16 protein-coding genes are annotated in these 26,574 nt (G+C 56.0%); 5 read left to right on the top strand and 11 right to left on the bottom strand.

The window, feature by feature from the left end:
- Positions 1-278: 278 nt before the first annotated feature.
- Positions 279-2,441: an elongation factor G gene (gene fusA / locus OHL21_RS19765; RefSeq protein WP_263419027.1), complete on the top strand. Its 2,163-nt coding sequence runs from the start codon at positions 279-281 to the stop codon at positions 2,439-2,441.
- Positions 2,442-2,512: 71 nt separating this feature from the next.
- Here the strand turns inward: fusA and OHL21_RS19760 are convergent, their stop codons facing one another.
- From OHL21_RS19760 to OHL21_RS19735, 6 genes are all read right to left on the bottom strand, one after another.
- Positions 2,513-3,760, bottom strand: coding sequence for an acyltransferase family protein (locus OHL21_RS19760; protein WP_263419026.1), 1,248 nt, complete (start codon positions 3,758-3,760; stop codon positions 2,513-2,515).
- Positions 3,761-4,037: 277 nt separating this feature from the next.
- Positions 4,038-5,027 carry a glycosyltransferase family 87 protein gene (locus OHL21_RS19755; RefSeq protein ID WP_263419025.1) on the bottom strand — a complete coding sequence of 330 codons (990 nt, stop codon included), beginning with the start codon at positions 5,025-5,027 and terminating at the stop codon, positions 4,038-4,040.
- Positions 5,028-5,202: 175 nt separating this feature from the next.
- Positions 5,203-5,619, bottom strand: a complete 417-nt coding sequence (locus OHL21_RS19750; protein WP_263419024.1) for a secondary thiamine-phosphate synthase enzyme YjbQ — start codon at positions 5,617-5,619, stop codon at positions 5,203-5,205.
- A 38-nt stretch (positions 5,620-5,657) separates the two neighbouring features.
- Positions 5,658-6,398, bottom strand: a complete 741-nt coding sequence (locus OHL21_RS19745) for an SDR family NAD(P)-dependent oxidoreductase (RefSeq protein ID WP_263419023.1) — start codon at positions 6,396-6,398, stop codon at positions 5,658-5,660.
- Positions 6,399-6,580: 182 nt separating this feature from the next.
- Positions 6,581-7,888: an MFS transporter gene (locus OHL21_RS19740; protein WP_263419022.1), complete on the bottom strand. Its 1,308-nt coding sequence runs from the start codon at positions 7,886-7,888 to the stop codon at positions 6,581-6,583.
- Positions 7,889-8,030: 142 nt separating this feature from the next.
- The gene (locus OHL21_RS19735) at positions 8,031-11,816 is read right to left on the bottom strand and encodes a TonB-dependent receptor (RefSeq protein WP_263419021.1); all 3,786 of its coding nucleotides are present in this window, start codon (positions 11,814-11,816) and stop codon (positions 8,031-8,033) included.
- Positions 11,817-12,119: 303 nt separating this feature from the next.
- On the opposite strand from OHL21_RS19735, the gene OHL21_RS19730 reads away from it, so the two are divergent.
- Complete coding sequence (locus tag OHL21_RS19730; protein ID WP_263419020.1) at positions 12,120-13,055, top strand: Nif3-like dinuclear metal center hexameric protein; 936 nt, start codon at positions 12,120-12,122, stop codon at positions 13,053-13,055.
- Complete coding sequence (locus tag OHL21_RS19725) at positions 13,052-13,852, top strand: Nif3-like dinuclear metal center hexameric protein (RefSeq protein WP_263419019.1); 801 nt, start codon at positions 13,052-13,054, stop codon at positions 13,850-13,852. The genes OHL21_RS19730 and OHL21_RS19725 overlap by 4 nt, the downstream gene beginning before the upstream one ends.
- Before the next feature lie 30 nt (positions 13,853-13,882).
- On the opposite strand, the gene OHL21_RS19720 is transcribed toward OHL21_RS19725, so the two are convergent.
- Entirely contained in the window at positions 13,883-15,910 is a 2,028-nt protein-coding gene (locus OHL21_RS19720; RefSeq protein WP_263419018.1) for an SWIM zinc finger family protein, read from the bottom strand.
- A gap of 219 nt (positions 15,911-16,129) precedes the next feature.
- On the bottom strand, positions 16,130-19,549 hold the full coding sequence (locus OHL21_RS19715) for a TonB-dependent receptor (RefSeq protein ID WP_263419017.1): 3,420 nt from the start codon (positions 19,547-19,549) through the stop codon (positions 16,130-16,132).
- A gap of 811 nt (positions 19,550-20,360) precedes the next feature.
- Here OHL21_RS19715 and OHL21_RS19710 point away from each other — a divergent pair.
- Positions 20,361-21,038, top strand: coding sequence for a LamG domain-containing protein (locus tag OHL21_RS19710; protein WP_263419016.1), 678 nt, complete (start codon positions 20,361-20,363; stop codon positions 21,036-21,038).
- Positions 21,039-21,047: 9 nt separating this feature from the next.
- Here the strand turns inward: OHL21_RS19710 and OHL21_RS19705 are convergent, their stop codons facing one another.
- The 3 genes from OHL21_RS19705 to OHL21_RS19695 form a co-directional block, all read right to left on the bottom strand.
- A complete protein-coding gene (locus OHL21_RS19705; RefSeq protein ID WP_263419015.1) occupies positions 21,048-22,235 on the bottom strand; it encodes a glycoside hydrolase family 88/105 protein in 1,188 nt (395 codons plus the stop codon).
- Positions 22,150-24,252 (bottom strand): alginate lyase family protein, encoded by a 2,103-nt coding sequence (locus OHL21_RS19700; RefSeq protein ID WP_263419014.1) that lies wholly within the window; start codon positions 24,250-24,252, stop codon positions 22,150-22,152. Before OHL21_RS19700 ends, OHL21_RS19705 begins: the two co-directional genes overlap by 86 nt.
- 341 nt (positions 24,253-24,593) lie before the next feature.
- Positions 24,594-25,259, bottom strand: a complete 666-nt coding sequence (locus OHL21_RS19695) for a Bax inhibitor-1/YccA family protein (protein WP_263419013.1) — start codon at positions 25,257-25,259, stop codon at positions 24,594-24,596.
- 115 nt (positions 25,260-25,374) lie between these two features.
- Between OHL21_RS19695 and OHL21_RS19690 the strand changes: the two genes are divergently transcribed.
- Positions 25,375-26,559 (top strand): Gfo/Idh/MocA family protein, encoded by a 1,185-nt coding sequence (locus OHL21_RS19690; RefSeq protein ID WP_263419012.1) that lies wholly within the window; start codon positions 25,375-25,377, stop codon positions 26,557-26,559.
- Positions 26,560-26,574 lie beyond the last annotated feature (15 nt).

Raw genomic sequence — 26,574 nt, 5'->3', positions numbered from 1 at the left:
TCCAATGAACCGGCTTTTGTGTAAGCATGGTTCGCCCGCGATGGACGGTGTCTTTGGGGAGTGCAGTATGGCCTCATTTTTGCCACAACCCGCAGGGACGGGGCGGATTTTCCCGATCTCTTCGTTGCTCGTCTCTCTAGTACGTTCTGTACAGTTCGTTCCTCGCGTCTTGACCCCGGCAAAATCCACCCCACCGTCGCGCAGCCGCCATATACTGCATGGCCAGTCTGGCTATGCACAGCGGTGGAAGAACTTGATCCATGCAAAGGAGAACATCCATGAAAACGTACCAGGGAAGTGAGATCCGCAACGTAGCTGTAGTTGGGCATGCGCACAGTGGAAAGACAACCTTGATTTCCGCGTTGCTGCATGCCGCCAAAATGACCGACAAGCCAGGACGGGTTGAAGACGGAACAGCCGTTACCGCCTACGACGAAGAAGAAGTTGCCAGACGAACAACTATGCAAAATGCCGTTGCCTTCGCGGAGTGGCAAGGCGTCAAGATCAATTTTCTCGATACTCCCGGGTTCCACATGTTCTGTCACGAAGCACGCGCGGCCATGGTGCCGGTCGAATCGGCCGTCGTGGTGATCAATGCGCAGAATGGCATAGAAACCGTTACGGAACGCGTTTGGAAATACGCGGAGGAGTTCGATCTTCCTCGCGTTGTCGTCATCAATCAGGTCGACCATCCCAAAGCCGATAGCTACAGCGGACGGGAGGCCATGCTGGAAGACATGCGTGAGCGCTGGGGACGTCACCTCGTTCCCGTTCAGCTCCCCATCGTCGATGAATCGGGTTTTCACGGAGTCGTCGATCTGGTCACCATGGAGGCCTTCTACTACACCCCAGATGGTGACGGACGAGGGAAGATCGGCGAGATTCCCGGCCCCTTGCATACCCGGGCGAAGGAAGCCCACGAGGCCTTGGTCGAACTGGTCGCGGAAGGCAAAGACGAACTCATGGAAGAGTTCTTCCGCCAAGGCACCATCCCGGAGCAGCACCTGATTACTGCGCTTCATGAAGCCATTCGCGAAGACCGGATCTTCCCGGTGCTCTACACCAGTGGAGGCCGCAATGTTGCCACGGACCATCTGCTCGACTTTCTGAAGGTCTACGCTCCTGCTCCGATCGAGCGCGAGCCGGTGGCGGCACGTTCCCTTAAAAAACAGGCTGTTGCCGTTCACGCCAACGGCGACGGTAACAGCAATGGCGGCGAAGCCACGGATGAGCTGGTTGTGCGCCATGTCGATGACCAGCAGCCATTGGCACTCTACGTTTTCAAGACCATGACCGATCCCTTTTCGGGCAGAATCTCTTTCTTCAAGGTGATCAGCGGAATGGTCAAGAACGACGCTACGGTTGAAAACTATTCCCGCAAGGAACAGGAGCGCCTGGCTCACCTAAGCATCATGCAGGGCCGAAAGGCCGTCGAAGTCAGCGAACTCCATGCCGGAGATATTGGCGCGGTTGCTAAGCTGCGTGTCACTCTTACCGGAGACACGCTGGGGGCGAAGGGGCAGGACATCTTCCTCCAACCCCTCACCATGCCCGAACCGGCGATGACCTATGCCATTGAACCAAAAACGCGTGCCGACGAAGATAAGCTGGCTCCGGCTATTCACAAGCTCATGGAAGAAGATTTGCTGATTCGCTTCTTCCGTGACCCACAGACGAACGAATTTCTGTTGGCCGGCTCCGGGCAGCCGCATATCGAGGCCATCGTCTCCAAGCTCAAACGGCGCTACCACACGGAGGTCACGCTGAAGGCTCCCAAGGTCCCTTATCGCGAGACCATTCGCGGACGGGCGGATGCTCAGGGTCGCCACAAAAAGCAGACTGGCGGTCACGGCCAATTCGGCGATTGCAAAATCAAAATGGAGCCCCTGGTTCGTGGAGGCGGATTTGAATTCGTGAACGACATCTTTGGTGGCTCAATCCCAAGGCAATTCGTTCCCGCCGTGGAGAAAGGCATTCTGGAATCAGCAGCTCGCGGCTACCTGGCCGGCTATCCGGTCGTCGACTTTAAGGTGATTCTGTACGACGGCAGTTACCACGATGTCGATTCCAACGAAATGTCCTTCAAGATGGCGGGAAGACTAGCCTTCCGCAAATGCATGGAACAAGCCAAGCCTGCTTTATTGGAACCAATCATGCACGTAGAGATTGAAGCTCCGGAGGAGTTTGCCGGAGCGCTCATGGGCGACTTGAATGGACGCAGGGGACGCGTCCAGGGCATGGAGAGCCACGGAAAACACACCTTGATTCGAGCCGAGGTTCCTATGGCGGAGATGCTTAGCTACGGCACGACCCTTACTTCTCTGACCCAGGGCCGGGGCAGCTTCCGTATGGAGATGGATCACTACGATATCGTTCCGCAACCGGTGGCGGAGAAGATCGTGGCAACAGCCAGGCGGCCAGTCGAAGAAGAGGAAGAATAGAGCTGCCGTAGATACGTGCCGGCCATTTAGCATGGCCGGCACGTGCTTTGACGGAGGGATTTGGTTTCGATTTAGATTCGGACGAAGATCTTGTTGCGATACATCCAGAACAGCATGAGCCAATAGATGAGCATCACCGCCACGCCGATGAGAAAGAGCTCATAGCCAGGTCCTAAAATGCGGAACGGGGCAACGCCAAGATTGGTGTGGAGCGAGCTCAGAATGAACTCTTCGCATAGATGCGCGATAAGATAGGCGGCCATTGAGTTCAGGCCCACGACGACGAGAGGGAATGCCCAGCGGCGGAATCCTTTGATGTCGATGACCCAGGCAAAAGCAGCGAGAAAGAAGAAGCACATGCCGCCGCTCCAGAGCGTCCAGGCAGGGGTCCAGATGCGCTTCACGATTGGGCAGATGCCGGTGAAGTGCAGGACGAGTCCCAGCACGGCCAGACCTACGCCGGCGAACAAGAACTTTTTGAGGGGAACGCGCTCGGGGGATTCGCGATACCAGCGGCCCGCGATAAGGCCCAGGAGCATCGTCCCCAATGTAGGAACAAAGCTGAGGGTGAGATAGCCTCCACGGTTAAAGGCGAAGCGTGACTCACGCGGGAAAAGATTCAGGAACCAAACATCGAAGGCGTTGCCGAAGTTCGAGTTCTTATTCCAGTGGGAAGCGAAGCCGGTGAAATTGTGGTGCCAGTCCGAAGGTACGCCGACGGTGGCGTAATCGAAGCTGGAAGCGGGCGCGGGATAGAGAGCCCAGGCAAGCCAATAGACGAAGAGGATCGAGGCAAAGGCTATCCACTGAATACGCGGTCGGCAGAAATACAGTAAGAAGGCAAATGTATAGCCCAGCCCGATTTGCGAGAGTGTGTCTTCAAACGTGAAGTACGTGATAGGGCGGCCGATGGAGCGCAGGAAGATACCCAGGAAGACAAGCAACAACGAACGCCAGAGAGCATGACCTAGTTGCCGGCCGAAGGTCTGGCCTTTGCGCGTACGCGAAGCAATCGAGTAAGGAAGTGCAACGCCGACGAGGAACGTGAACGACGGCTGAATCATGTCGTGCAGGCTCATGCCGGCCCATTCGACGTGGGTTTGGTTGTAGGCGAGAATACGCCAGAACAGATTGCCGGGATGGGCAGCGTAGGTATCCGCGAAGCGCATAACCTCGCCCATCATGAGCAACATGACCAGCCCGCGGTAGGCATCGACGGCTACATTCCGGACAACGGGTTTGATGCTTTCTTCGCCCACCGTTTTGGGCGTGCTGGACAGATGTGAAACGGTCACGGGAAGAGTGCCGGCGATATTCATACGAAACCACCATGATGGATATCCATTAGAGCATTTTCCCTGTCGGTGTAGTCCGGAGCATCCGTATCTATGGGCGTTTTCCGCAAAGAAAACGCCGCTGCACGCCCCTTCCGGGGTACCCAGCAACAGGGAAAATGCTCTATTCGCTGCGAGAAGAGAATAGAGCAATTCTCCTAATACCGTAGTGTTGGATAAACCAGTGAATGCCGTTTTCTTCGAAGGAAAACGGCGCAAACTGCCAAAACTTCACTCTTCACCTTTAGAAGAACTGCTCTCGTCACGCAGGACGAATTCGTAAGAAGTGGCTGAGAATCAGGAGCAGCGGCAGCAAATAAGCGATGCCATTTGCGGATTCTCCAAGCGACAGCGGGACAAAGAAGATCGAGGCTGCAAGGGTGTCGAACCAGTTCCACCTGCGTGCTACAAAGAACGGCGCGAGAATCAGGACATAGGCGTACCATCCCAGCGGAGCGCACAGGATTCCAGCAGCAATGCCAATGCCGCTGGCTGTGTCGAAGTCAGGACGATACTTCCATGCGTAGGCCAACAGAGCAGCAGCGATGACCGCGGCTGCAGTAACGCCGATGGTGGTATGTCCGAGCCGGGTGAAGAATGGCACCAGTGCGACATTTTGGCGATCGATCCAGTGCGGATCATGGGCAAGGGCTGCAAGCCAGTCGCGATACACTCCCGGCCCATAGAGCAGCAGGGGCGCAGCCGAGAACAGCGCCGATGCAGTCACGGAAAGCAGCGCGGGCTTGCGATGGCCGGCAAAGAACAGAATCACCGGCCAGAGCAAAAACGTAGGCTTGATTGCCACGAGCAGTCCGATGCATGCGGCACACCAGACCAGCCAACCTTTTTGATGGAGGTACCACGCCAACGCGGAGAGAAAGAACAGTAGTCCATAGATCTGACCTGAAGAAATGGCTCCGATAACCGGAACCGACGCCAGGAGGCAGATCACTTGCCGGCCTTGCAGACCAGGACCGATAAGCAGCGTGCCTGCGGCAAACCATAGCGCCGAAATGACGATTTGCAGCACGATGAACCGGCGGATGGTCAGATGCGCCAAGAATTGGAAGTAGGGCAGCAGGACTGGCGGATTGAGATTGACATCGGGTGTTGCCGTATCACCGCCATATAAGGAGTAGTCAACCCTGCCGGTCTCCGGATATGTGGCGTATGGATTGAGGCCGTGAATCGCTGCATGGCCGCTCTCCCAATAGGTTCCGAAGACGGCGTACTTGCCTGGACCTCTGGGCACGAGACCAAAAATAAAGACTATTCCTAGAAGAACAATCCATCCGCAAAATCGGGCCAGGCGTGAATGCAGTGCCGCCGGTGGCTGAGAAATTTCAGCAATCGTGCTCGCCATCGTTTGACAGTCCTCAGGCTGTCGCGGGGAGGGCTCCACTCTAGCACGGTGAAGGGAAAATGCTCTAATCTCCGATCAGATGCAGCACGATCTGCCGTCGATGAGGGTGTACCCGGTGTTCGAAAAGGTAGACGCCTTGCCAGGTCCCTAATACAAGGTTGCCATTCACGAGCGGGATCGATAGCTGCACTTGAGTCAGTGCCGTTTTCAGATGGGCGGGCATATCGTCGAGCCCTTCGTAGTTGTGTTCATACGGGCCATCTTCTGGTGCGAGACGGTCGAAATAGGCTTTGATATCCCGGCGCACCGTAGGGTCGGCATTCTCCTGGATCAGAAGCGAAGCTGAAGTATGCCGGCAAAATACGGTCAGAAGGCCGGTCTGCATCTTCTGGTGCGCCATCCATTCGTTGATGGTTGACGTAAATTCGTATAGCCCCTGGCCACGCGTTGAGATTTCAAGCTTGTGTACTGCCTGCTTCAATATTCTTGCCTCTCTGTCTTCAGATCGATGACACATCTCTAGTAGGTAGCGCGCCCACCGCTTACGTCATAGCACTGTGCGGTTACGAAGGAGCAATCGGGGCTGGCGAGGAAATGCGCTACAGCAGCGATCTCCTCCGGTTTGCCGGTACGTTTCATCGGGATCTTGTCCGTCATATAACTCACTTGCTGCGGCGTAAGCTGCTCCAGGATCTTCGTCTGTACCACTGCGGGACTGATCGCATTGACGCAAATACCCTCGGTTGCAACCTCTTTGCCGAGCGCCTTCGTTAATCCGATAACACCAGCCTTCGTCGCTGAGTAGGGCACCATTCCAGGATTACCTTCCTTACCTGCGATCGAAGCGATATTGACAATGCGGCCATACCTGCGCTTGCGCATGTGTGGCAACACGGCACGGCAGAAGTAGAAGATACTGCTCAAGTTGACGGCGACGACCTTCTCCCAGGTCTCTGGGGTCTGTTCCCAGATGGGGCCTGCAGGGCCGGCAATACCGGCGTTGTTCACGAGAATATCGATCTGTCCGGCGCGCTTAACCACCTCGGCGACACACGCCTGAATCGAAGACTTATCACTGACGTCCACCTTGAGAGCAAAGGCTCCGTTATCGATGCGTGTGGCAACACTCGTTGCCCCTTCGAGATTCAAATCGGCAACTACGACGGTCGCACCGGCCTTTCCAAGACGCGTTGCAATTGCTTCGCCAATACCGGTGGCTGCACCCGTGACGATGGCCGTCTGTCCTTTGAGTTCAAACATTTCAGTGCTCCTGCAGCGGGCTTGACCTCTTCACAGTCCCGCGAAAATATTCTGTCATCAAGCGGGGTTTTAGAGCATTTTCACTGTTGCTGGGTATTCCGGAAGAGGCGTGCAGCGGCGTTTTCATTGCGGAAAACGTCCATAGATATGGTAGCCCTGCGGTACATCTACAGTGAAATGCTCTAGGTCGTGCTTTGGGCGGGGCGGCTTTTCACAAGTGCGATCAGACCCGCGTTCAAAACCGTAAGCGCCGCCAGAAGATACAAGCCTGCGTGTTGCGAACCGAAGTACGTATCGGCCCAGACTTTCAGATTGGGAGCAAGGAATCCCCCAAGATTTCCCATTCCAATGACAGCAATTCCACCGGCTGCAGCGCGGTCAGCCAGGTATCCGGTTGGAAAGGTCCAGAAAAGGGGCTGCACGGCAATAAAGCCGGCCACTGCAAGCGAGAGCATCACCAGTCCCATCCCCGCTCCGCAACTAGGAAATGCAAAACTTGCGCAGCCGGAGATCATTAAGGCCAGCGTTGCGAGTTGTCGATGTTTGTGGAACCTATCGGCGACATGCGGCAGGAAATAGACGGCAGCTAGCGTGCAGATCCACGGTATGGCCGACACCACGCCGACCTCGATCCCCACGGGTCGATGCATAAGGGCTGAGATTTCGGCAGGGAGATAGAAGACCGCGCCATACGTACTGGTCTGAATGAGGGCATAGATCAACAGGAAGTGCATGACCCGAAGATCGCGAAACATGGGGAGGAGTTTCGTTGGCCCAGCGGAGCGCCGTTCCTCATCCTCACGCATCAATGTATTCGCCAACGCCTGCTTCTCCTCGGCCGGCAGCCACGAAGCCTTGGACGGCCTGTCGTCCAGATACCAGAAGGCGAAAAGACCGAGAACGACTGCCATGAAGCCTTCTACGAGAAACATCCACTGCCAGCTTTGAAGCCCGAAGAATGGGGGCATTTCAAGCAGCAAACCCGAGAGCGGGCCGCCGAAGATGAGTGCCAGTGGAACACCCAGATAGAACAGCCCAAGAATCCGGCCGCGAATGCCATTAGGGAACCAATAGGTAAGGTAGAGAATCGCGCCTGGGAAAAAACCTGCCTCCAGCACGCCAAGCAGCAAACGTAAAAAGTAAAACGATGCAGGACCCCTCACGAGCATGGTCGCCATCGATACGGCTCCCCAACCCACCATCAGGATGGCAAGCCACTTTTTCGCACCTACTTTGTGGAGGATCAGGTTGCTGGGGAATCCGCATAACGAATAGCCGACGAAAAACAGACCTGCTCCCAAAGCATAGATACTCTCGGAGATGCCTTCGGACGTTTCCAGAACCTGCTTTACAAAACCAACATTCGAGCGGTCGAGAAATGACACCACGTACATCAGCATCAGGAAGGGAACCAGCCGTTTTACCGTTCGTGACGTCGCACGGTTCAGGGCGGGATCGGAGGTGCCGAGGGCTGCGAGCGATAAGTTCAATGCCGGCCTCTTAGGTGGATGGAATTCCTATACATTTGGCGAAGCTGCACTCCAACAATACGCCCAACCGCTCCTCGCGGTAACGCAAGCACAACGAAAAGGCCCGGCGATAAGCCGGGCCTTTTTCGTTGCATTGTGGACGTCAGAAAGAAAATCGGCCAGAGAACTGCATCTTGCGTGCCTGCTGAGGCGAATAGGTCGCTCCGTAGACTCCCGTCTGGGATCCGTCCGTTGATTCAGCGGAGATGCTGTGTGGGTCAAAGCGGGCTGAATTCGTGACGTTGAAGGTCTCCCATGCCAGCTCAAAGCGCGACTTCTCGGTGACAGGGAACGTTTTGTGTAAGCCTGCATCCATGCCCCAGAAGCCGTCGCCCCGGAACTTGTTTCGCTGACCGGCTTCGCCAGGATAGGGAAGCCGCATATTGCTTAGAGCGGCTATCGGATTATCGAAGGCCTGTACGTTTCCGTTCTTATCGATATGCTTCCGCATTTTGATAGGACCGGTTTGCACCATCGCCGACTCCCACTCCCAGTTCGTCGTCCAACCCTGGCCATCGTAGATCGTAAAAGGAAGGCCGCTGGAGTAGCGGGTAATTCCCGTGAGCTGCCATCCGCCGAATGCAAGGTCCAGGGGACGGGAGATCTGATTACCGAATTTGCGTCCGCGGCCGTAGGGCAATGCGAGTACCCAGTCGGCGTTCATAATGTGGGTCGCATCGAAATCAGAGATAGCACGGTTCTTACTGGGGTTGAAGGCATCGTAGATCACGCCGTAGTTGAATCCACCCGAAGATGCATTGCTCTCTGAGTCCGAGCCCATATCAATCGATCGCGAGATGGTGTAACTGAAATCCACGGCAATGCCATGGGACATGGGATGGCGCAGCGTAAATTGCGCAGCGTTGTAGGAGGCGGAACCGACCGAAGACCATGCATACAGTGATGAGTACTGCGTAGGCCAGAATCGGGGTTTAGCCGCATTTCCGCATCCGGGATAGCACGCGAGATCAAAGAAATAGAGCATGTTGGTTTCATTGCCTCGGGATTGCAACGGACCGAAATAAAGATTCGAGGCGCTATTGGTTCCACCGTCGTCCGTGAAGAAGTCGTTGTAGATGTTCTGGGTTGCGCTGGCGCCTGGAACACCGTCGCCATAAGCGCCGACGCCCTTCGCATCCGGAAACATATTCTCCCAGTAAGCGATGGTGGGTACGGAAACACGCTTCTGGTCGGAGTACATCGCCAACTGGGTGGCAGCGGTGTAATAATCCATGCCGGATTTGGGATCGACCAGATTCAGGGGCTGGGCCAGGTCCATCTGCTGGAGCATGTGCCGGCCGAAGCGGCCGACATACGCCGCCTCAAGCGTGAACCCTCCCTTCAGCTCACGCTGCAGAGAGAAGTCCACCACCTCTGAGTAGGGCGATTTGAGGTGATCGTCCAGGCCGTACGTGATGGCGAAGCTGCCCGGATCAAGCCCTTGTGGATAGCTGAAGGTTGAAGCGGGGATCGGGTTAATTCCGGAGGGAATACTGTGGAGGCCGGTGTAACGCGGTGAATCGGAGACCCCAAACTGGCTTGCCGGATTGGTAAGCGCCGTGCTCAAGCTGAACGAGCCGTAGCGGCTGAAGTTAGACACGATCCCCTGGCCGAAGTGGTCATAGTACATGCCGAAGCCGGCGCGGATCGCACTCTTGCCCGCGCCACCCAATAGCTTATGGATCCACGTACCTTCTTCTGTCGCGGGGGAGTATGCGAGCGAGAAGCGAGGAGCGAAGTTCTTCCAGCTCATCGGGTAAAAGGCTTTGCCGTTATGCGCTTTTCCGGAAGCGGCAAAGGTGAAGTCCGGTTGAATGCTTTGGCCTGTGAGAGCGCCGACACCACGGTTGACGAACCACTGATGCAGATCGATGGTCGGCTGCACCTGCTGGCCGTTCGCTTCGTAGGGAGTCTGCAGAATGGTGTGGCGGAGTCCGGCGGTGATGGTGAGGTTGGGAATGGGTTTGAAGGTGTCCTGGACATACCACTCGAACTCATTCGTGCGGTAGTCTCGTGCTACCGGTGTGCCTTGTCCGAGAGCCGATCCCGTCTTTCCATCTGCCGAAACCTTATAGTTATAACGATTCGTCGTCTGTGACATCAGGCCCATCAACGCCGTCGCTGCATAGTCGTAGTTGGTGGAGAAATCATCAGTCACCGCAGCGTATCCATATGCCGCAGGATCAAGTGGGCCGCCGGTATTCGCAATGCTGGAGCCCGTCAGATAGGATGCGTTCGCCAGCGAATCATCCCAGGAGTTTGCATCGGTCACATTGTTGTAGTTGAAGTGCCGCCAGTTTGCCCCAAACTGAATGGTGTTGCGGCCCTTCGCATAACTGTAGTCATCAATGACGTTGAAGGCAGGTACGTTCGTCTTTGTGGAGCGGGAGTTCGACTCAGGAAGATCGATATTGCGAAGCCTTGCGTAGGCGCCCTGCCCGACACCAATCGTGGCATAGCTCTGCCGGGTAAAGCCGAATCGAACATTATTTACAACCGATGCCAGCGGGGTCCACGTGTAACCGATCGCCAATCCTTTAGAGTTGTTCGTCGAATTGCCGACCGGTTTGCCAGGATAATACTGCAGGCTGGAGGAGCGGTCATTCATCATGGTCCCGCGCGCGAAGATCTGACTGTGATCGTTCAGATTGAAGTCGATACGCGTTACATAGGTGTTGAGGATCGTTGGCTGTGGAGAAGAGAAGGTCAGTGTTCCCAGGTTATAGGCATCGCTCGATGTGTTCGAGTTGGGCACAGGGTAAAGCGCAAAGGTTGACAGAACATTCGGGTTCGGACCCTGACCCCAGGAGCAGGTGGACGTGCAGCTATCCATGCCTGCAATCTGGCTGGCCGAAAGCGTCGTTACGCCGCCGTTTACATCCTCATACTTCAACTGGCCGGCACGCAAGGTCATACTGGGAACGGTCCGCGTCACAGGAACACCTTCGTTGGTGCGCTGCCCCTCGTAGTTGCCGAAGTAGAAGAGCTTATCCTTCTTCAGTGGACCACCAAGTGACGCTCCATAGGTGTTGCGGATCAGTTTACCCGGCCGGTTTGGCTCACCCGAGCCTAGCTGCGCTTGCTTCACCAACCATTCGTTGGCTTGTCCGAGACTGCTGCGGTTGTACTCATACAGTGTGCCGTGTAGTGTGTTGCCACCGGACTTGGTAACCACGTTCGCCTGTCCGCCCGAACTGCGTCCAGTATCCGCGTTAGCGTTTGAGGTCACCACGCGGAACTCGGCTACGGAGTCGATCGGCGTACGCAGAGCCCCGGAGAATGCCGCCGGGAAGATCTGATCGTTATTGTCGACACCATCCAACGTAAGATTCGTCTGGTCCGAGCGCGCCCCGGAGACCGTGCCATTGCGGCTTTCTGTCGAGTCCGATTGATCGGCGATAAAGCTCACTCCCGGCTGCAGGCTCATCAAGGCTTCCACGTGACGGCCTTCGCTCGGGAGCGCTGTGATCGTTTCGGCTGCGATTGAGTTGCCGATCGTCGCGTCGATTGTGTTGATCACCTGGCTGGTGCTGGCGACTTCAATCGTTACGGAATCCGAGCTCACTGCGAGTGTCGCATTGACAGTAGCAGGCTGCGCTACCAGGAGCTTCGCTGTTATGACCTGCCGGCCGAAGCCCGCAGCCGAGAAGGTGATCTGATAGTCTCCAGGCGGAATCTGCAGGAAGGTATATTCTCCGGCGTCACTGGTCACCGTATCGAACGCGAGTGAGTTCGCTTGGTTGACCAGGTGCACGGCCGCACCTTTTACGGTTGCCCCGGACGGATCGAGCACCGTTCCTCGCAATTGGGTGGTTGCTCCCTGTGACCATGCCAGGGTCGAGAGCAAGCATACATACACCACCGCCAGCCAGAACTTAGAAGGTCGCATCAGTACTGCCTCCGCAAGTATTGGAAGTAATCGTTTGTTCGCTATTCAGTTGTGATTTTGCGCATCAGTCAGTGCAGCTGGAACATCGGGGAGAAGACCAAAAGGGGATACGTCCGTTATTTTGAAACTGGATTAAATACACCAGACGTATGAACTTCTTGCAAGCGTTTAGAAAAGGTTTCGTAACAAATATCTCCGATCGGAGATCGTGCCCCGGTTGAGGCATGGGTAAGGCTATGATGTTGTTCGCCTCTCAAAAGAGCCACAATGGGAGTTTTCCCGATGGGGCACGAGATGAACTCTATGCACCTTATTTCAAGACGTAAGTTTGTCGCTCTGACAGCAACCAGTGTTGCATCGGCCCCGCTGGCATCCATGGCGCGTACGATCAAAGGCAGTGTCACTGCGCAGGAGATCTTTGATCGTATACGGAAGAATGTCGGTGTCGAATGGAAGCCGGATACGGTCGACACCTTCAAGGCAGGAGATGCGGCTACGGCCGTTACGGGAATCGTCACCACGGCGCTCGCGTCGCTGAATGTGCTCAACGCCGCGGTAAAGGCAGGAGCCAACATGATCGTTACCTGCGAACCCACCTTCTTCTCAAAGGCCGATTCACCGACTCCACCGGTTCGCCGCATTCCCGGGATGCCTCAGAATGAGGCCTCCAGTGCTCCGCCGCCTGCCGATCCTGTATTCACGGCCAAGGCCGAATTCCTGAAGAAGCACAATCTGGTTGTGCTGCGGCTGAGTGATCATTGGCGCCTGCGCAAACCCGATCCGTTTGCGCAGGGTCTCGCGACTGACCTTGGGTGGTCAAAGTTCATCACCTCTGGAGATCCGGCTCATCTCACCATACCGGAGACATCCCTCGATGCCCTCGCCTCACACGTGAAGAGGTCGCTGAAGTCCCGCGGTGGCATGCGCATCGTAGGGAACCAAAGCCTGCGTATTCGTAAGGTTGCTTTTCTTCCAGGATCGACACCGATTCAGGCTGCAATCCAGACGTTGCCGGAGGTAGATACCATCATCGCCGGCGAAGTGCGCGAGTGGGAGACCGTCGAATATGTGCGCGACACCGTCGCACTGGGTGGAAAGAAATCGCTGATTCTCGTCGGTCGTGTTGTCTCGGAAGATCCTGGCATGCAGGCCTGTGCGCAGTGGCTGAAGACGATTGTTCCAGAGGTTTCATCAACATGGATCTCCGCCGGAGATCCCTACTGGAGGCCGACGCTATGAGCCCATTGACCGCAGGCGATGTCGTTGCCCGTATCAAGACCAATCTTGGCTTCCCGTGGCGCACAACTACTTATCGCGACACCTTCAAATTCGGCGGACCGGAGACGGTGGTCAAAGGAATCGCCACGACGATGTTCTGCTCCTATGACATGATCCGTCGCGCAGCCGAGCAGGGATGCAACATGATCATCCCGCATGAAGATACGTACTGGAACGATCCGGATAAGACTGATCTGGTCGCTGGGGATCCGACTTACAAGTTGAAGAGAGATTTCATGCGTGAACACGATATCGTTGTCTTTCGCATGCACGATCACATGCATGCGCAGAAGCCCGACTTTATCTACGTTGGTGCCGCACGTGCTCTCGGCCTGGAGAGCAAATATGAAACAGCTCCGCAATCACACCACTTCACCTTGCCGGAGACAACGCTCGGCGAACTGGCCGCCGGATTTCAAAAGAAGCTAGGGGATAGAGCGTTAAGAGTCGTGGGAGATCCGAAGGCAAGAGTAAGCCGTGTGCAGCTCGGTGTGGGCTATGCCACACCCGCTATTAACGCTCCCGATGTGGATGTGATTGTCAGTGGGGAACAGCAGGAGAGCGATGGCTTCCTAGATAGTCCGGCGTACGTGCTTGATGCTAGCACCCTGGGCATTCCTAAGGGATGGATTATGCTCGGACATAATATCTCGGAAGAGCAAGGAATGCTCGAGATGGCCCAGTGGATCAAGTCATTTACACCTGAAGTTCCGGTTCAGCTTGTTCGCTCGGAGGAACCGTTCTGGGCGCCGAAATGATCGTGGACACAGTGTCTTGTCCAGCCGGCTTCATCTCCGCGTGCTTGACTTTTGAAGGATGGGCCGCGCTTCCAGGCGGTCGAGAATTTCCATCAATTTGCGTCGGTTGCGATATCTGATACGTATCTCGGTTACCAGTTCATTCCATCGCCAACCCTGATCCAGCGACTTCATAATGGGGCGCATCTTCTTGAGATTCGCTGCTACCAATTCGTAGGCCGGGATCTCTGCCCGCTGCAGGTTCTTATTGACAAGGTCTTGATAGATCTCTAAAGCGCGCTCGGGATGCGACTCCGCAATCGCCGCGGCAACTTTATCGGCTCGTCCGGCTCTGAAGTACCAGACATCGCCCTGCGCTGCGTGCCATTTGTCGTACCACTGCAGCACATCGTCCGGCCGGTGTGCGGCAATGGACATATCAACGAGGACGTCGTAGTGTGGATGACGATTGAGGGTCTGCGATAGGGGGACTAAATAGTCAGGAAGTGGCAAGGGCCAGTCGGTGCGGCAAATGGCCTGGTGGACACCGTCTTTCCGGACACCGATCGAGAAAGGCGGATTTCCGGTTTCCAGGAATTCCATGGCCAGTCGCACGACTGCTTCCCGGCATCCCGCTTGCTCGGCGGCGGCTACCAATGCGTTGAAGCTCTCCGGGCTGGGACGATCGAAGAATTCCCGCGCGACATGTGCGGCGACTACGTCCCACTGCCGTTGTTGCCGCGCTATCTCGCACATTGCGCTCGCAAGCTGGTGCGCCGTGCCTGGACTCTCTCGAACCGCCTTCTGAATTCCTTCCATCGCCCATCGCTGAGCGTCGTCATATCGGTTTTGCTGAATGAGGAACGAGATGAATGGTATGTAGTTACCAGAGATGCGCGCCTCCCGCTCACGGATAGCCACGATTTCATCTTCGCGTCCAGCGCGTTTGAGCGCCTGCATAAGCCACTTGGAGACCCGCTCGCGTTCAAATTCGCTTCCGCTCGGTAACGACTTTAAGAGCCCGTCCAGGTTTTCGGCTGCGGCGGACCAATCGGAGTGGCTTATATTGCCCTCGATGACGGAATTGACCATCTCCGCATCGATTACATCGAATTCGTCAACGAGGTCAGCGCTAATTGCGAAGAGCAGTTTCTGGACAGAGGGCAGGGTCGAGACCGTAATTGCCCGGAAAATTGACGGCAGGCACTTCGCGAACGCGAGGGCCGTTTCACCCTCATCGTTGGATTGCTCAATCAGGTCCGTGCCCCGCCCAAGAATCTCCTGACCCAGTTTCACTACAGCGTCTGCCTGGCCGCAGTCGATCATGCGGTCCAGATAACGAGTCAGGCGGCTGAAATCTGGAGTATAGCCGTCATCGCCCCAGTAATCCATCCAGCCAGGTTCTGAGGTTACCTTGCGAAGTTCTTTGCGTGCATTGGCAAGCAGGTGGCCGACATCACTTTCGTCCACGGCAATGCGCTCGCGGAGCTCTTCCCGTAACTCCGGCAGCCGTTCCGTGAGTAACCAAACCAGTTCGACAAGCTCTTCCCGGCTCTTCGCATCAATGTATTTGCGAATCTTTTCGTCCTCGATGTCACGTTTTCCACTTCGCTGACGAGAAGTTGAATTGTCTGCCGATTCATCACTGTTTTCGGACTGGAGATGTGGGGCTTGAGGGGTATTGACTGTGAGTTTTTCCCACCGGCTATCGTTCGCGTCTGCTACCGGAACGGAGGCGTTTTTCGATAGCATGGCGAGATAAGCTGCAGCAACGGCGATTGCGTGCTTGCAGCGCGAGCCGACGGGACAATTGCATTGCGATTGAAGGGCATCTGCTTCCCACCAGACACTGGTTGTATATAGGTATTGGCCAACAACCGTCGCCAGCAGCCTGCCATCCGGCGAGACTGCGAGGGAGTGCACACGGCCGGCTCGCTGATAGGTTCGTCCGCGTTCTACCGACGACACTCCAGCCCAAGTCTCAAAATCGTCCCAGGTGACGGAGGCCCATTTGGATCGTAGTGACTCCGGCTCCGCTGGAGCATTTGCCTTTGTTGTGTGCGCTGATCTGGTTGCCATGGATGCTTCCTTAAAAGCATCCTAAATGGCGGGCTTGCTCGCGTGGTATCTCTGAGGACGCACTTCAGTCCCAGAGAATTGCCGGAGGGCACAGCTATAAAGAAAAAGCGTCTCGATATTCGAGAGGCCTGGTCACGCTCATTGTTTGGAGCCGACCGAAAAGTGAGGATGAGGGAAGATTGCCGGCAATCTCTCCCTCACCTTTCATGCAGTACGGCTCTAGAAATCGAACCGAAGCGCAAACTGCGTTAGCCGTGGGTTGTAGTTGTTGCTCAAGGCGGTGATGGTGCCAATGGTGCTGGTGCCCATCGTGACATTCGGCGAGGCAAAGTTTGCCTGGTTGGCAAGGTTGAACATCTCGGCACGGAATTGTGCCTTGACGCGTTCCGTGACATCGAATCCCTTGAACACCGAGATGTCGAGGTGGCGGTAGTTCGGTCCGATGATGTCGTTACGATGTGCGTTGCCCATCGTTCCGGCAGCCTGTACTACGTAGGCATTTGGATTAAAGAAGTTGGTGATGCTTTTTGTTCCGACCGGCGCCAGGCTTACACCTGGATTTCGGCTAGGCCGGTCTGCCGCGCCATTCGGGCTGGTGTTGGAGATATTGCTACTATTAATCCCGTTGATGGGAAGACCGTTGCCCCACACCTGAATGAGGTTTGCCTGCCATTCCTTCGCGAGCAGTGCCTTATATCCGGTAAAGTCCTTTCCAGGCAGCGCGTAGTTCAGGGAGATAACATAGCGGTTTGCCTGCTGCAGATCGGCATTCCCCCAATCGTCGCGGCCATGCGTGGCAAGCACCTGGTTCAAGCCTCCGCCTCCACCGCCGGAGGGCGTGGAGACGTTATCGAGATTCTTGGCATGTGTGTAATTTGCGCTATAGCCAAGGCCTCCGGCAAAACGACGCTCTGCTGAGAGCTGCAGCGCGTTGTACGACGAAGAACCATTCGACTGAAGCTGGTTGATCGTGGTGATGTTCGGGATCTTCGAATAGAAACGACGGTTCACTGTAGCCGCGGCTGCTGTGGTGTAGCCGAGCGGAGCACGGTTGATATCGGCCACGTTGTTGTAGAGAAAACGTCCAAGGCTGGCGACGTACGCTGCTGTCACCGTGTTTCCGAATATGTCCCGCTGTACGGCGAGATTGAACTGTTCGAGGTAGCTGTTGCGGAAGTTGTAGTCCTCCGCGGCTGGGATATTGCCCGCGAGGTTTGTTGCGCTGGCCGCGACAGCGACCGGTAGTCCGTCTCCCAGGAAACGGTAGCTGGGGTTACAGCCCGAAGCTCCCGTCTGCGCGGTAACGGAGGTGCAGGTGCCGTAGAGAGCGCTGTTGGGCTGGTTCTTGAGGTTTGAGGAAGAGGTAAAGTTTTCCGGGAAGAATGCAAGGCCGAAGCCGCCGCGGATGACTGTCTTGGGAGTAAGGGAATAGGCAAAGCCGACACGTGGAGCCACGTTGCGAAAATCGGTCTTCACGTTGGCTGTGCGACTGGCGCCGTTCAGTCCCGCCTGCACGATGGTTGCCGTATCCACATCGAAGTTGGAGATATGGTTGTTCTCTTCAGTGAACGGCGTGAAGACATCATAGCGGACGCCAAGGTTAAGGGTGAGCTTCGGAGTTGCGTGCCAGTCATCGGCTACGTATCCCGCGATCTCCCAGAGACGATAGTGAGGAATAAAGAGCGAATTGTTGCGTGTCACTGACGAGTAGAAGCCGGAGACCAGACCGGGAAGCCCTACGGTAAATCCGAACAGACCTTCTCCGGCATTGTCCTGGGTCAACGCCGCATGCCTGCGGATCAGCGCGGAGCCCACCTTATAGGAGTGATTGCCGCGTGAGTAGATGATCGAGGCTGTGCCCTGGTAGGTAGAGTCGTGGTTGGTGAGCGGTACAAAGAATCCGCCGTTGCCCAGCGATGTGAAGTTGGTGACGTTGACCTGGCCCAGACCTGAGGTTAGCGGACCAATGTTGATATTTGCCTGGCCGAAGGCCGCATTGGGATTCAAACCATAGTTCAGCGGGAAGGAAGCAAGGTTGACGAAGAGATAGCCAACGCTCGCATTGAGGAGCAGGCGTGGCGTAAAGGCATGGGTATAGTTGATCTGCCCGTTACGCGCCAGTCCTGGTGCGCTCCCGGCGAAACCGCTTTGTGGATCAATCGTCATGCCTGCTGCCGTTGTGACTGGCAGCGGTGACGTGGCAGCGAGGCTGCTCACATCATTATTGGTATAACGGCCGAAGATGGAGTCTCTATCTGAGAACCTGTGATCCAGGCGAACATCCCAGACAGTAGAGAACTGATTGCGTTTGCGATTGCCAATGTACTGGCCCGCGTTGCTGGGTGAGTTCGGCAAGGGATAGAGAGAGAAATACAGAAGACCCGCTTTATCACGCTGCGAGACCGGTACAACGTTGCCGGGGATGTACTGGCCGCTGTACCTGTCGTAGACGCAACCGTTCTTTTGTGCCGTGGGGGTGATATTGGGGTTCACCGTTCCAGAACCAACGGTATAGCCCGTCAACGATGCATTCGCGCTTGCACAATAAGCATCAAAGCCGGCCGGTCCGGCGGCATAGGTTCCGGATCCTGCGAAGTTTGTACGCGTGTCAGAGAAGTCGCCTGGATTGTTGTGTTCGTACGCCGTCGGAACATTGGCGACGCTGAAGTTGGTGCCGGCGATCAGACGGAAGAACTCTACATCTCCGAAGAAGAAAGTCTTGTCTTTGAAGATAGGACCACCCAGGCTGCCGCCGAATTGGTTCTGACGCAACTCCGGTTTGCGGAAGTGTTGGCCGAACTGGAAAGCATAGGCGTTTAGTTCATCGTTGCGGAAATATTCATAGATCGACCCGTGATAGGTGTTAGTACCGCTCTTGGTGATGATGTTGACGACCGCGCCTGCGCTTCGTCCGATATCTGCTGTGTAGCTATTTGTGAGAATGCGGACTTCGGCAATGGAATCGATGGATGGGCGGACGCCGATGGAGCCGATGATGCGCTCATTGTTGTCCAGGCCGTCGATCTCTTGATTGTTGATGATGTCGGACTGACCGTTCACCGAGATCGATGAACTTTGACGGCGATCGTCCGGGCGATTGCCGCTGGCTAATCCGTTATTCGTACCTTCGTTAGCACCTGCCGTGATTTGCACGAGCTGGATGTAGTTGCGGCCGTTCAGCGGCAGGTCCTGTACCGCTTTTTCTGTCACGGTGCTTGCAATGGCGGAGCTGTCCGTCTGCAGGACAGGCGCCACGGAACTGACTTCGATGGTTTCAGTCGAGCCGCCGATCTTCAGTTGCTCATCAAGACGGCGCCGGTCACCCGCAGCCACTACGACCTCCGGTACAGAGAGTGATGAGAAGCCCGTGCCGGCCAGGACCAGCTTATAGCGCCCCGGGTTCAAGTTGGGGAAGACATACGATCCACTGCCGTCCGTCGTCAGCGAACGTGAGTCCTGTGTATCGAGATTCGTCAGGGTGACTGTTACGCCTGGGACAGATGCTCCCATGGGGTCCGTAACGTTGCCGAGGATGTCGGCTGTACTCGTACTTTGTGCAGTGATACGAGTGGTGAATGTGGATGCAACAATTAGAAGAAACAAGTAGAGAAGTTGTTTTGGTGATTTTTTTAGATTCATTTGCACGCCCCGGAATATAGCCAGAAGATCTGCTGGTACTTTCATAAAGTGTGGTCTCCTCACGTTTTGTCTTGTGAGGAGTCGAAACATAGCAGGCAGTAATTCGATTTGTCTATGAATAATTCATCGATTTTTCTTGCCGAAGTTATTCGGTACAGCGCGTAAACCATAGTTACTTTTTGTCGTCTCAACCGGGTTACGTGTGTGTTTCTGGTAACTGCTGTGACTTGATTGCCAATGAGAGATATGGGTCTCAGGTAAGTGGTAAATTTCTATCTCAAGGCATCAAAGATGCATACACCTGCATGCACGCACGTATGCGAGGTGCGGTGATAACTGATCTTGTATGGTTGTAACTGCGTACTGATTTAGTTCAGATATTTGCGGTCCTGGTTTCACCTAGGGCCCGAGTCCGCATGCGCGTGCGAGATATTTACCGCCTTTCTTCTGCGCTATGAGAGAAACACGGCTTCTACCGCCATTGCGGCCGTGGCTTTTTCGTTTGGACCGGAGTTGCGAATACACATTCAGGACAATCCCGCGTTCATTGGAAAGGACAGTACACATATATTCAGTACACGTTCTATTTGTCAAGATGAAAGTAAGTCGAAACGTTTTGGTCTGCGCTATGTCATGCAGGGAACCTTAAGGTAGGCTTGAATCAGAAGGTTCCCTGACTCGATGAACGCCGTGCTCCAATGGAATCGAGGTCACTGCGATCGGTTCTTACTGGAGGACCGCTCGTGGGAACAATCCCGGACGCTCTTTCGTAAGGATCAGTCATAGTCGAAAAGGTAGAGGAGGGGGAGCTATGAAGGAAATACGGATGATGAGTGTCTCTAAGGCTGTTTTGTGGGTTTCCGTCGCCGTACCGTTTGCTTTCACATCTTTTGCGTCCGCACAAACGCTCAGTCAGCTCGTTCCTCACAGGGTGAAGCTGGCGTCAGTCGAATATCGCGGCAGGCATGCGATCAAAGTCACAGAGGATAGCCAGGTCCCTAATGGTGAGGCATACGCTGTTGTGAAAGACGCTGCTTTGCACAACGGTTCCATCGAGGTGGACCTTGCCGGCGCTCCGGCCCCCGGAGCTCTCGAGGGAGCGCGTGGCTTTATTGGGATAGCGTTCCATCTCCAAAACGATCACTTCGAGTACATCTATCTGCGCCCCACCAACGGCCGTGCCGATGACCAGGTGCGTCGCAACCATACGACGCAGTACAGCTCCTACCCGGATTTCAGCTTCGCCGAATCTCGCAAACAAGCTCCGGAGAAGTATGAGAGTTATGTGGATATTGAACCCGGGGTATGGATCCATTACCGCATCACCGTGGAGGGTACGAAGGCGCGTCTCTATGTGAACGGGGCCAGCCAGCCGTGTCTGATTGTGAACGATCTTAAACTGGGTGACTCTTCCGGGGGCATCGCGCTTTGGATTGGTCCTGGTACCGAAGGCCATTTCAGCGGCTTGTCTTTTAAGGCGGCTCCGTAAAGAAGACACTTATCTTCTTTGGGGCGTTTTGCCGATGGACTTCTGCTCCGCGGACCATTGGTCAAGCTCTGAACCTGCCAGCAGAAATGCGCCTACTCCAAACACATAGCTGGCCCCAGGGGTATAGGCTCCGGGCGCCTCGCCGACGGGTTGGATATCACCCAGCCGGCCATCGGCGTAGATGTGTTTGAGGATTCCAGCCCATGCGCGCGCGATGACAGGTTCATAGCGTTTGCGATCAAGGATGCCATTCCTTACACCCCATGTCATGGCATAAACAAAGAAGGCCGATCCCGAGATCTCAGGACGCCTATAAGCGCCGGCATCGAGCAGGCCGGCACGCCACAGTCCGTCATCTCCCTGAAGAGTGACGACCGACTCTGACATATCTTTGAGCTTCTGAAGATAGAATGCGCGTCTGCGATCTCCTTCCGGGAGAGCCTGCAGAACTCCAGCCAGTCCGCCCATCACCCATCCGTTGCCGCGCGACCAGAAGACCTTCCGCCCATTGGCTTCCCGCTTGGTGAGATAGCTGGCGTCGCGGGAGAACAGCTTCTCGTGAGGATCCCAGAGTAAATCGGCCGTGATGTGCCACTCGTGATCCATGTACTCAAGGTACTTACTATCGTTGGTTGTCGATGACAGGCCGGCCCAGACCGGCGGCGCCATGAACAAAGCGTCGCACCACCACCAGACGGGCCTGGCCGGATCGTCAGGGATCTGCATGATGCGATCGAACTGCGTGCGCAGTGGTGCAATCCGGACGGGATCCGGCCTCTGGCGATAGAGCTGCAGATAAACCTGGCCGATCGCCTGATCGTCCGCATGTGTCTGGCGAGGTCCAAGAGTCCACTGATAGTGTTCCGCAACCTTCAGGACCGTGTTCTCATAGCTCGGATCATGCAGGGTTTTCGATGCGGCAAGCATTCCCAGATACAGAGTGGCGAAGGTCCAATCCTGGCTGGGCGAGTCCGTGATTCGCGCGTTCTGCCAGTCCGCAACCTTCCTCATAGCCTTTTGGATCTCCGCATGCCGCAGGGCGGGGGAGAGATCAGACGCAAGTCTTCCAGGCTCGGTTGGAGCGTCGCCTACGACGGCCTTCTTCTCATTTTCAGTCAGCTGTCCCTCGGCCTGCGATCCTGCGAGGCTCGATAGCGCTATGGCGAAGAAGAGAGCGAGAGTTCCTGGCTTTTTCATGAGCATCTTCACGTGATCCTAAAAGAGGAGCAGTTTGCAATGATTCGTGCGATGGCTCTTCGACGAGCTCGAAGCGCAGGGCTGTTGAGATTTGAGCGTGGCCTGAAGCTCCGATCAATCCAACCCGGCCGCGAAGCATCATTCGGCTTTCGCCCGCCAGTTTCCATACCTGGCCATCGAGCGAGTAAGCGGCGATCACAGAAGAGTCTCGACGGGTCATGCGAAGCCAGACAGGCTTCATCAGCCGTCCATATTGAACGATTGGCGCAGGTAATTCCATCCGCGAGATGGATGTTATCCCTCCGGAGAAATCACGCATGGAGCATTGCAATACCCAGCCGTGCCTCTCGGGATCACCCAACGCTGGGGCGAGAAGCAAGACGACGCAGGGGGCGTTTTGCTCGAAACCAGTGCGGCAGCTGAGTCCAAACGTAACGTTTTGAGAGGCAACCTGGGGAATAAAACGGACGGTAAGGTGAGTTGCAGAGGCTGGCGCAGCCACGAACAAGCCGTCGTCTATGGGTTGCAGCAGGCCTTTGCCTGCGGTGAGCAGGGTAAAAACCTTGCCGTCGAACTGTGTATCCGCCGCACCTGATGAGGGTCCAAGAGGCTGGGTTCTCCACCCGGCAGGAAGCCCGGCTGCGACCATCGCCGGGAGTGGCGAAAAACCACCGCTTGCGGGGGCGGAGAAACGGTAAGTATAGAGCTGCCCCTCACCAACGTGCGTGTCGGTGTAGTGCGTTGTCCCGCCTGGAACAGGCCAGCGCATTCCGGCTCGTTGTAGATCGAAGGTCCTCTTCGTCCGCGGCGTCAGCCAGTCGAGCTGAATACCGTGGGCTGTGTGCTTGGCATGGAGGGAGATTGGAGCGACATCCGGCGCTGATGTATCGGAGTCCTGTGCCGTGCGCGCATAGAGGAGGGTGCCAAATCCCGTATGGTCGGCTCCCTGGCTTGCTCCCTCTGGCCTTAATCGGTCCACAGCTTTGGCGAGATTTGGTGTTGGAAGTCCGCGGACCACATGATAGTGCGCAAAGATCTGTTCGTAGATCGGGCGCAGAGAACTTGGTTCTGAAATGGCCTTATGTTTGTATTTGCCGGTGCGGTCCAGATCAGGCTGAAAGTCCACCTTTCTCCCGAGATTGTAGGAGGCTGTGTACTCGAATCCGCGCAGGAGCAGGTTGTCGTGGGCACCGTAAAGATCCCAACCCTGGTTCCAGGCAATTTGGCAGGCATCTCCCATGTGCGCCAGGCCGAGCTGCGTGTGTTGCTGGTCACGGCCGCTCTCCTGGCACTGGCCGTTCTCATAGATGTAGTGAGTGAGCCTGCCATCACCATCGCCATGGAGGTAATAAGAGGTTGCTCGCTCGAACAGAACCGGATCATCGCAAAAAACAGCGATCGCCAGCATGGTCTTGATGGCTGCGGTATCCCAGTTGCCATTCGCGAACGGTGCAAAATCAAAGATGGCGGGAAGGATAGCTCGTCGCAGCATCGCCTTACATGCCGCCGAGTCAGAAGGGCTCAACTCACCGAGCCAGCGCAGAATCTCAGCGGCATTTACAAACTTGAAAGGACCGAGGCTGGCCATCAATACGGCATCTGCCCCGGAGACGCCTTGTATCGAATTTGACCACCCGCGTACGATCTCGCCGGCCAGGACCGCGTATCGGTTCTCCCCGGTGATCGCGGCCATCAGAGCGCACTGGTAGGCGGCATTTGCATCGGAGTCGAATTCGGCAAAGTTGGCCGATGGATTCCGGCCGATCTCTTCGGCAAATGGATGCGGTTTGTAGCTGGCCTGGGAGGACGGATGCTCCCGGAGCTTTTCAAAGCCCTGAACCAGTGGCTCGACATTGTTCCGAATGCCGTGCCGCATCCGTTCAAAGTCGATGGTTGTATGAAGAATCCCAGGGTGGACGAACGCTTTGAACGTTCCTTGTTTTGCGTTGCCTATTCTGGGGCCGAGGAAGGTTGTCGCTGCGCTGAGCAGGACCTGGTGGAACTCTCGCCGTGTCAATGCTGGTACCTGCTATGCGACTGGACACGGAGAAGGAGAAGTGCGTCGTCCTGGATGACTGTCATCGTTTCTTGGCCCGTACAACATTTGGGATCGCCTTGAAGCATCCTCGAAAATACATACGCGCAAAGTCTGTGGCTGGAAGATCAACTTGGCAACGTTCGGAACAGTTCAGCCCGACGATACGAGCATAAGTCTTTTGGATTGAGCGTCCGGCAAGAGCCACCTTTTCGTACTCAGAGCACGTTACGCCTTCCAGTCTTCAAGCGCATGCGCGGAGCATCAGCCTTAAACGGAGAAGCCTCTCGCGAAGAGAGGCTTCTCCGTTCGAATGTAAGAGATTAGTCGCGGCTGCGGCGGCCACCCATCAACTGCAGCACCGCCATAAAGATATTGATGCCGTCGAGATAGATAGAGAGCGCAAGCGAGACAGCCGAGGCTCCGTCGCCGCCGGCGCGGATGCGTGCGAAGTCTGCCACTGTGAGCAGCGAAAAGATGCCGAGTGCAAGCCAGCTATAGGTATCCGGCGCCATGAAGTGGAAGAACATGCTCGCGATGCCGGCAATCACCAGGAGCAAGAGGGCCGCGAGGCCGATTCCGGCGACGCGGCGATAGTTGATGTTGAATAGGTAGGCAACGCAGCCCATCACCGCCATGCCGCAGCCGGTGGTGCCGGCGGCGTTGAAGACCAGCGTCGAGCCGAAGGCTCGGATGTAGCGATGGATTAGCGGGCCGATCTCCCAGCCCATAAAGTAGGCCAGGCAAAGGAACAACCCAAGCGCCAGCGCCGGATTGCCGCGGCGGGCAAAGTTGATGGCGAAGATAAGACCGAAGACGGCGATGAAGCCAATAAAGCTTCCACCGGCCGGAGCCGTGGCCACGCCGAATGCCGTGATCAGAAAGCCAAGTGCTGTAATTCCGAGCACCTTAGCCAGCAGCGCAGAGGCGCTCTCGCGCGGGACGTCGATGATGGTGGGGTAGCTGTTGCTCAGACGGTAATCGTTCATGGGCATATTTTCTGTTCCAACCATATTGGACGCCTTTCCGGGGAATTTGTCATGTGGAGATGCCCTGACGCCGGAAGGAATGGTAAAACGGTTGCGCACCAGAAAAGGAGTGTCCGTGGAGACTGGAATCAGCCGTCGCAATTTTCTTATCGCCGGAGGAATGACCGCTTTGAGCGCGACCCGCGTTCTTGGAGCGAACAAAACATTGCGGCTTGGGGTGATTGGAGCAGGTGGCCGTATGCGCGGCCTGCTCGATGCGGCCGAGAGAACCGGAGTTCCCTTCGAGATTGCCGCGGTTTGCGATGTGTACGCGCCTCGGTGCGAAGAGGTAAAGCAGAGGTCGCGAGCGGCGGACGCTACCATACACCACGACTATCACTCACTGCTCGATGATCACACGATCGACGCCGTTATCGTCGCGACTCCAGACCACTGGCATGTCCGTATCGCGGAGGCGGCGCTAGCCAGCGGAAAGGATGTCTATCTTGAAAAGCCGGTGACGCACACTCTGGAAGAAGGGGCTGTCCTGCTGAAAGCCGTTCGTTCCTGCAAACAGATCCTGCAGTGCGGCACTCAGCAGCGGAGCTGGTCACACTTCCGTAATGCTGTCAGCCTGATTCAGGGAGGGGCGCTGGGCCGGGTGACACAGGTGCGGACCTACTGGTGGCAAAACTACGACGTGAGTTGGGTTCCTAAGCCGGTCGATGTTGCTCAGCTCGATTGGAAGCAATGGCTCGGCGGAGCAAAGGAGCAGCCGTTTGATCTGGAAAAGTTTAGCCGGTGGCGCTGGTTCTGGGACTTTGGCGGAGGTGCGATGACCGATCTCTTCAGTCACTGGATCGATGTTGTGCATTGGGCGATGAAGGCGAATGAGCCATCCATGGCGACGATGCTCGGTGACAAATACGTCTTCAAGCAGTGGGACTGCCCCGATACCATTCAGGCGGCTTTTCGCTACCCAGGCTTCGATGTTGTTTACGAGGGCATGATGAGCTCCTCCATCGATGATGGAGGTCTCGAGTTCCGAGGGACGGAGGCGACCCTGAAGCTCAAGCGGTCCGGTATGAGCCTGTGGCGAGAGAGCGTGAAGTCAAATGAAAATCCCGTGCTGAAGGAAGACAGCTTTATCGACGGTACGGTTACCCATATGCGCAACTTCTTCGATTGCATTGTGAGCCGCCAGGAGCCGAACGCGCCGGTCGAGGCCGGAGTTGCAGCCGCCAATGCCGGGCATATCGGCAATCTCGCTTATCGCAAAGGGGGCTTAACAACCTGGCCAGTGAAGGGAAGTGCAAAGTAGTTGCTCCCTTCCTGA

Source organism: Terriglobus albidus (genome assembly GCF_025685425.1).
Lineage (GTDB): Bacteria > Acidobacteriota > Terriglobia > Terriglobales > Acidobacteriaceae > Terriglobus > Terriglobus albidus.
Note: the sequence above shows the minus strand (reverse complement) of the source record. Positions and strands in the feature narration are given on the sequence as shown.

Coding starts and splice junctions, on each gene's coding strand:
- fusA (WP_263419027.1), top strand. CDS start 279: ATGAAAACGTACCAGGGAAGTGAGATCCGCAACGTAGCTGTAGTTGGG.
- OHL21_RS19760 (WP_263419026.1), bottom strand. CDS start 3,760: ATGAATATCGCCGGCACTCTTCCCGTGACCGTTTCACATCTGTCCAGC.
- OHL21_RS19745 (WP_263419023.1), bottom strand. CDS start 6,398: ATGTTTGAACTCAAAGGACAGACGGCCATCGTCACGGGTGCAGCCACC.
- OHL21_RS19735 (WP_263419021.1), bottom strand. CDS start 11,816: ATGCGACCTTCTAAGTTCTGGCTGGCGGTGGTGTATGTATGCTTGCTC.
- OHL21_RS19730 (WP_263419020.1), top strand. CDS start 12,120: ATGCACCTTATTTCAAGACGTAAGTTTGTCGCTCTGACAGCAACCAGT.
- OHL21_RS19725 (WP_263419019.1), top strand. CDS start 13,052: ATGAGCCCATTGACCGCAGGCGATGTCGTTGCCCGTATCAAGACCAAT.
- OHL21_RS19720 (WP_263419018.1), bottom strand. CDS start 15,910: ATGGCAACCAGATCAGCGCACACAACAAAGGCAAATGCTCCAGCGGAG.
- OHL21_RS19715 (WP_263419017.1), bottom strand. CDS start 19,549: ATGAATCTAAAAAAATCACCAAAACAACTTCTCTACTTGTTTCTTCTA.
- OHL21_RS19710 (WP_263419016.1), top strand. CDS start 20,361: ATGAAGGAAATACGGATGATGAGTGTCTCTAAGGCTGTTTTGTGGGTT.
- OHL21_RS19705 (WP_263419015.1), bottom strand. CDS start 22,235: ATGAAAAAGCCAGGAACTCTCGCTCTCTTCTTCGCCATAGCGCTATCG.
- OHL21_RS19695 (WP_263419013.1), bottom strand. CDS start 25,259: ATGAACGATTACCGTCTGAGCAACAGCTACCCCACCATCATCGACGTC.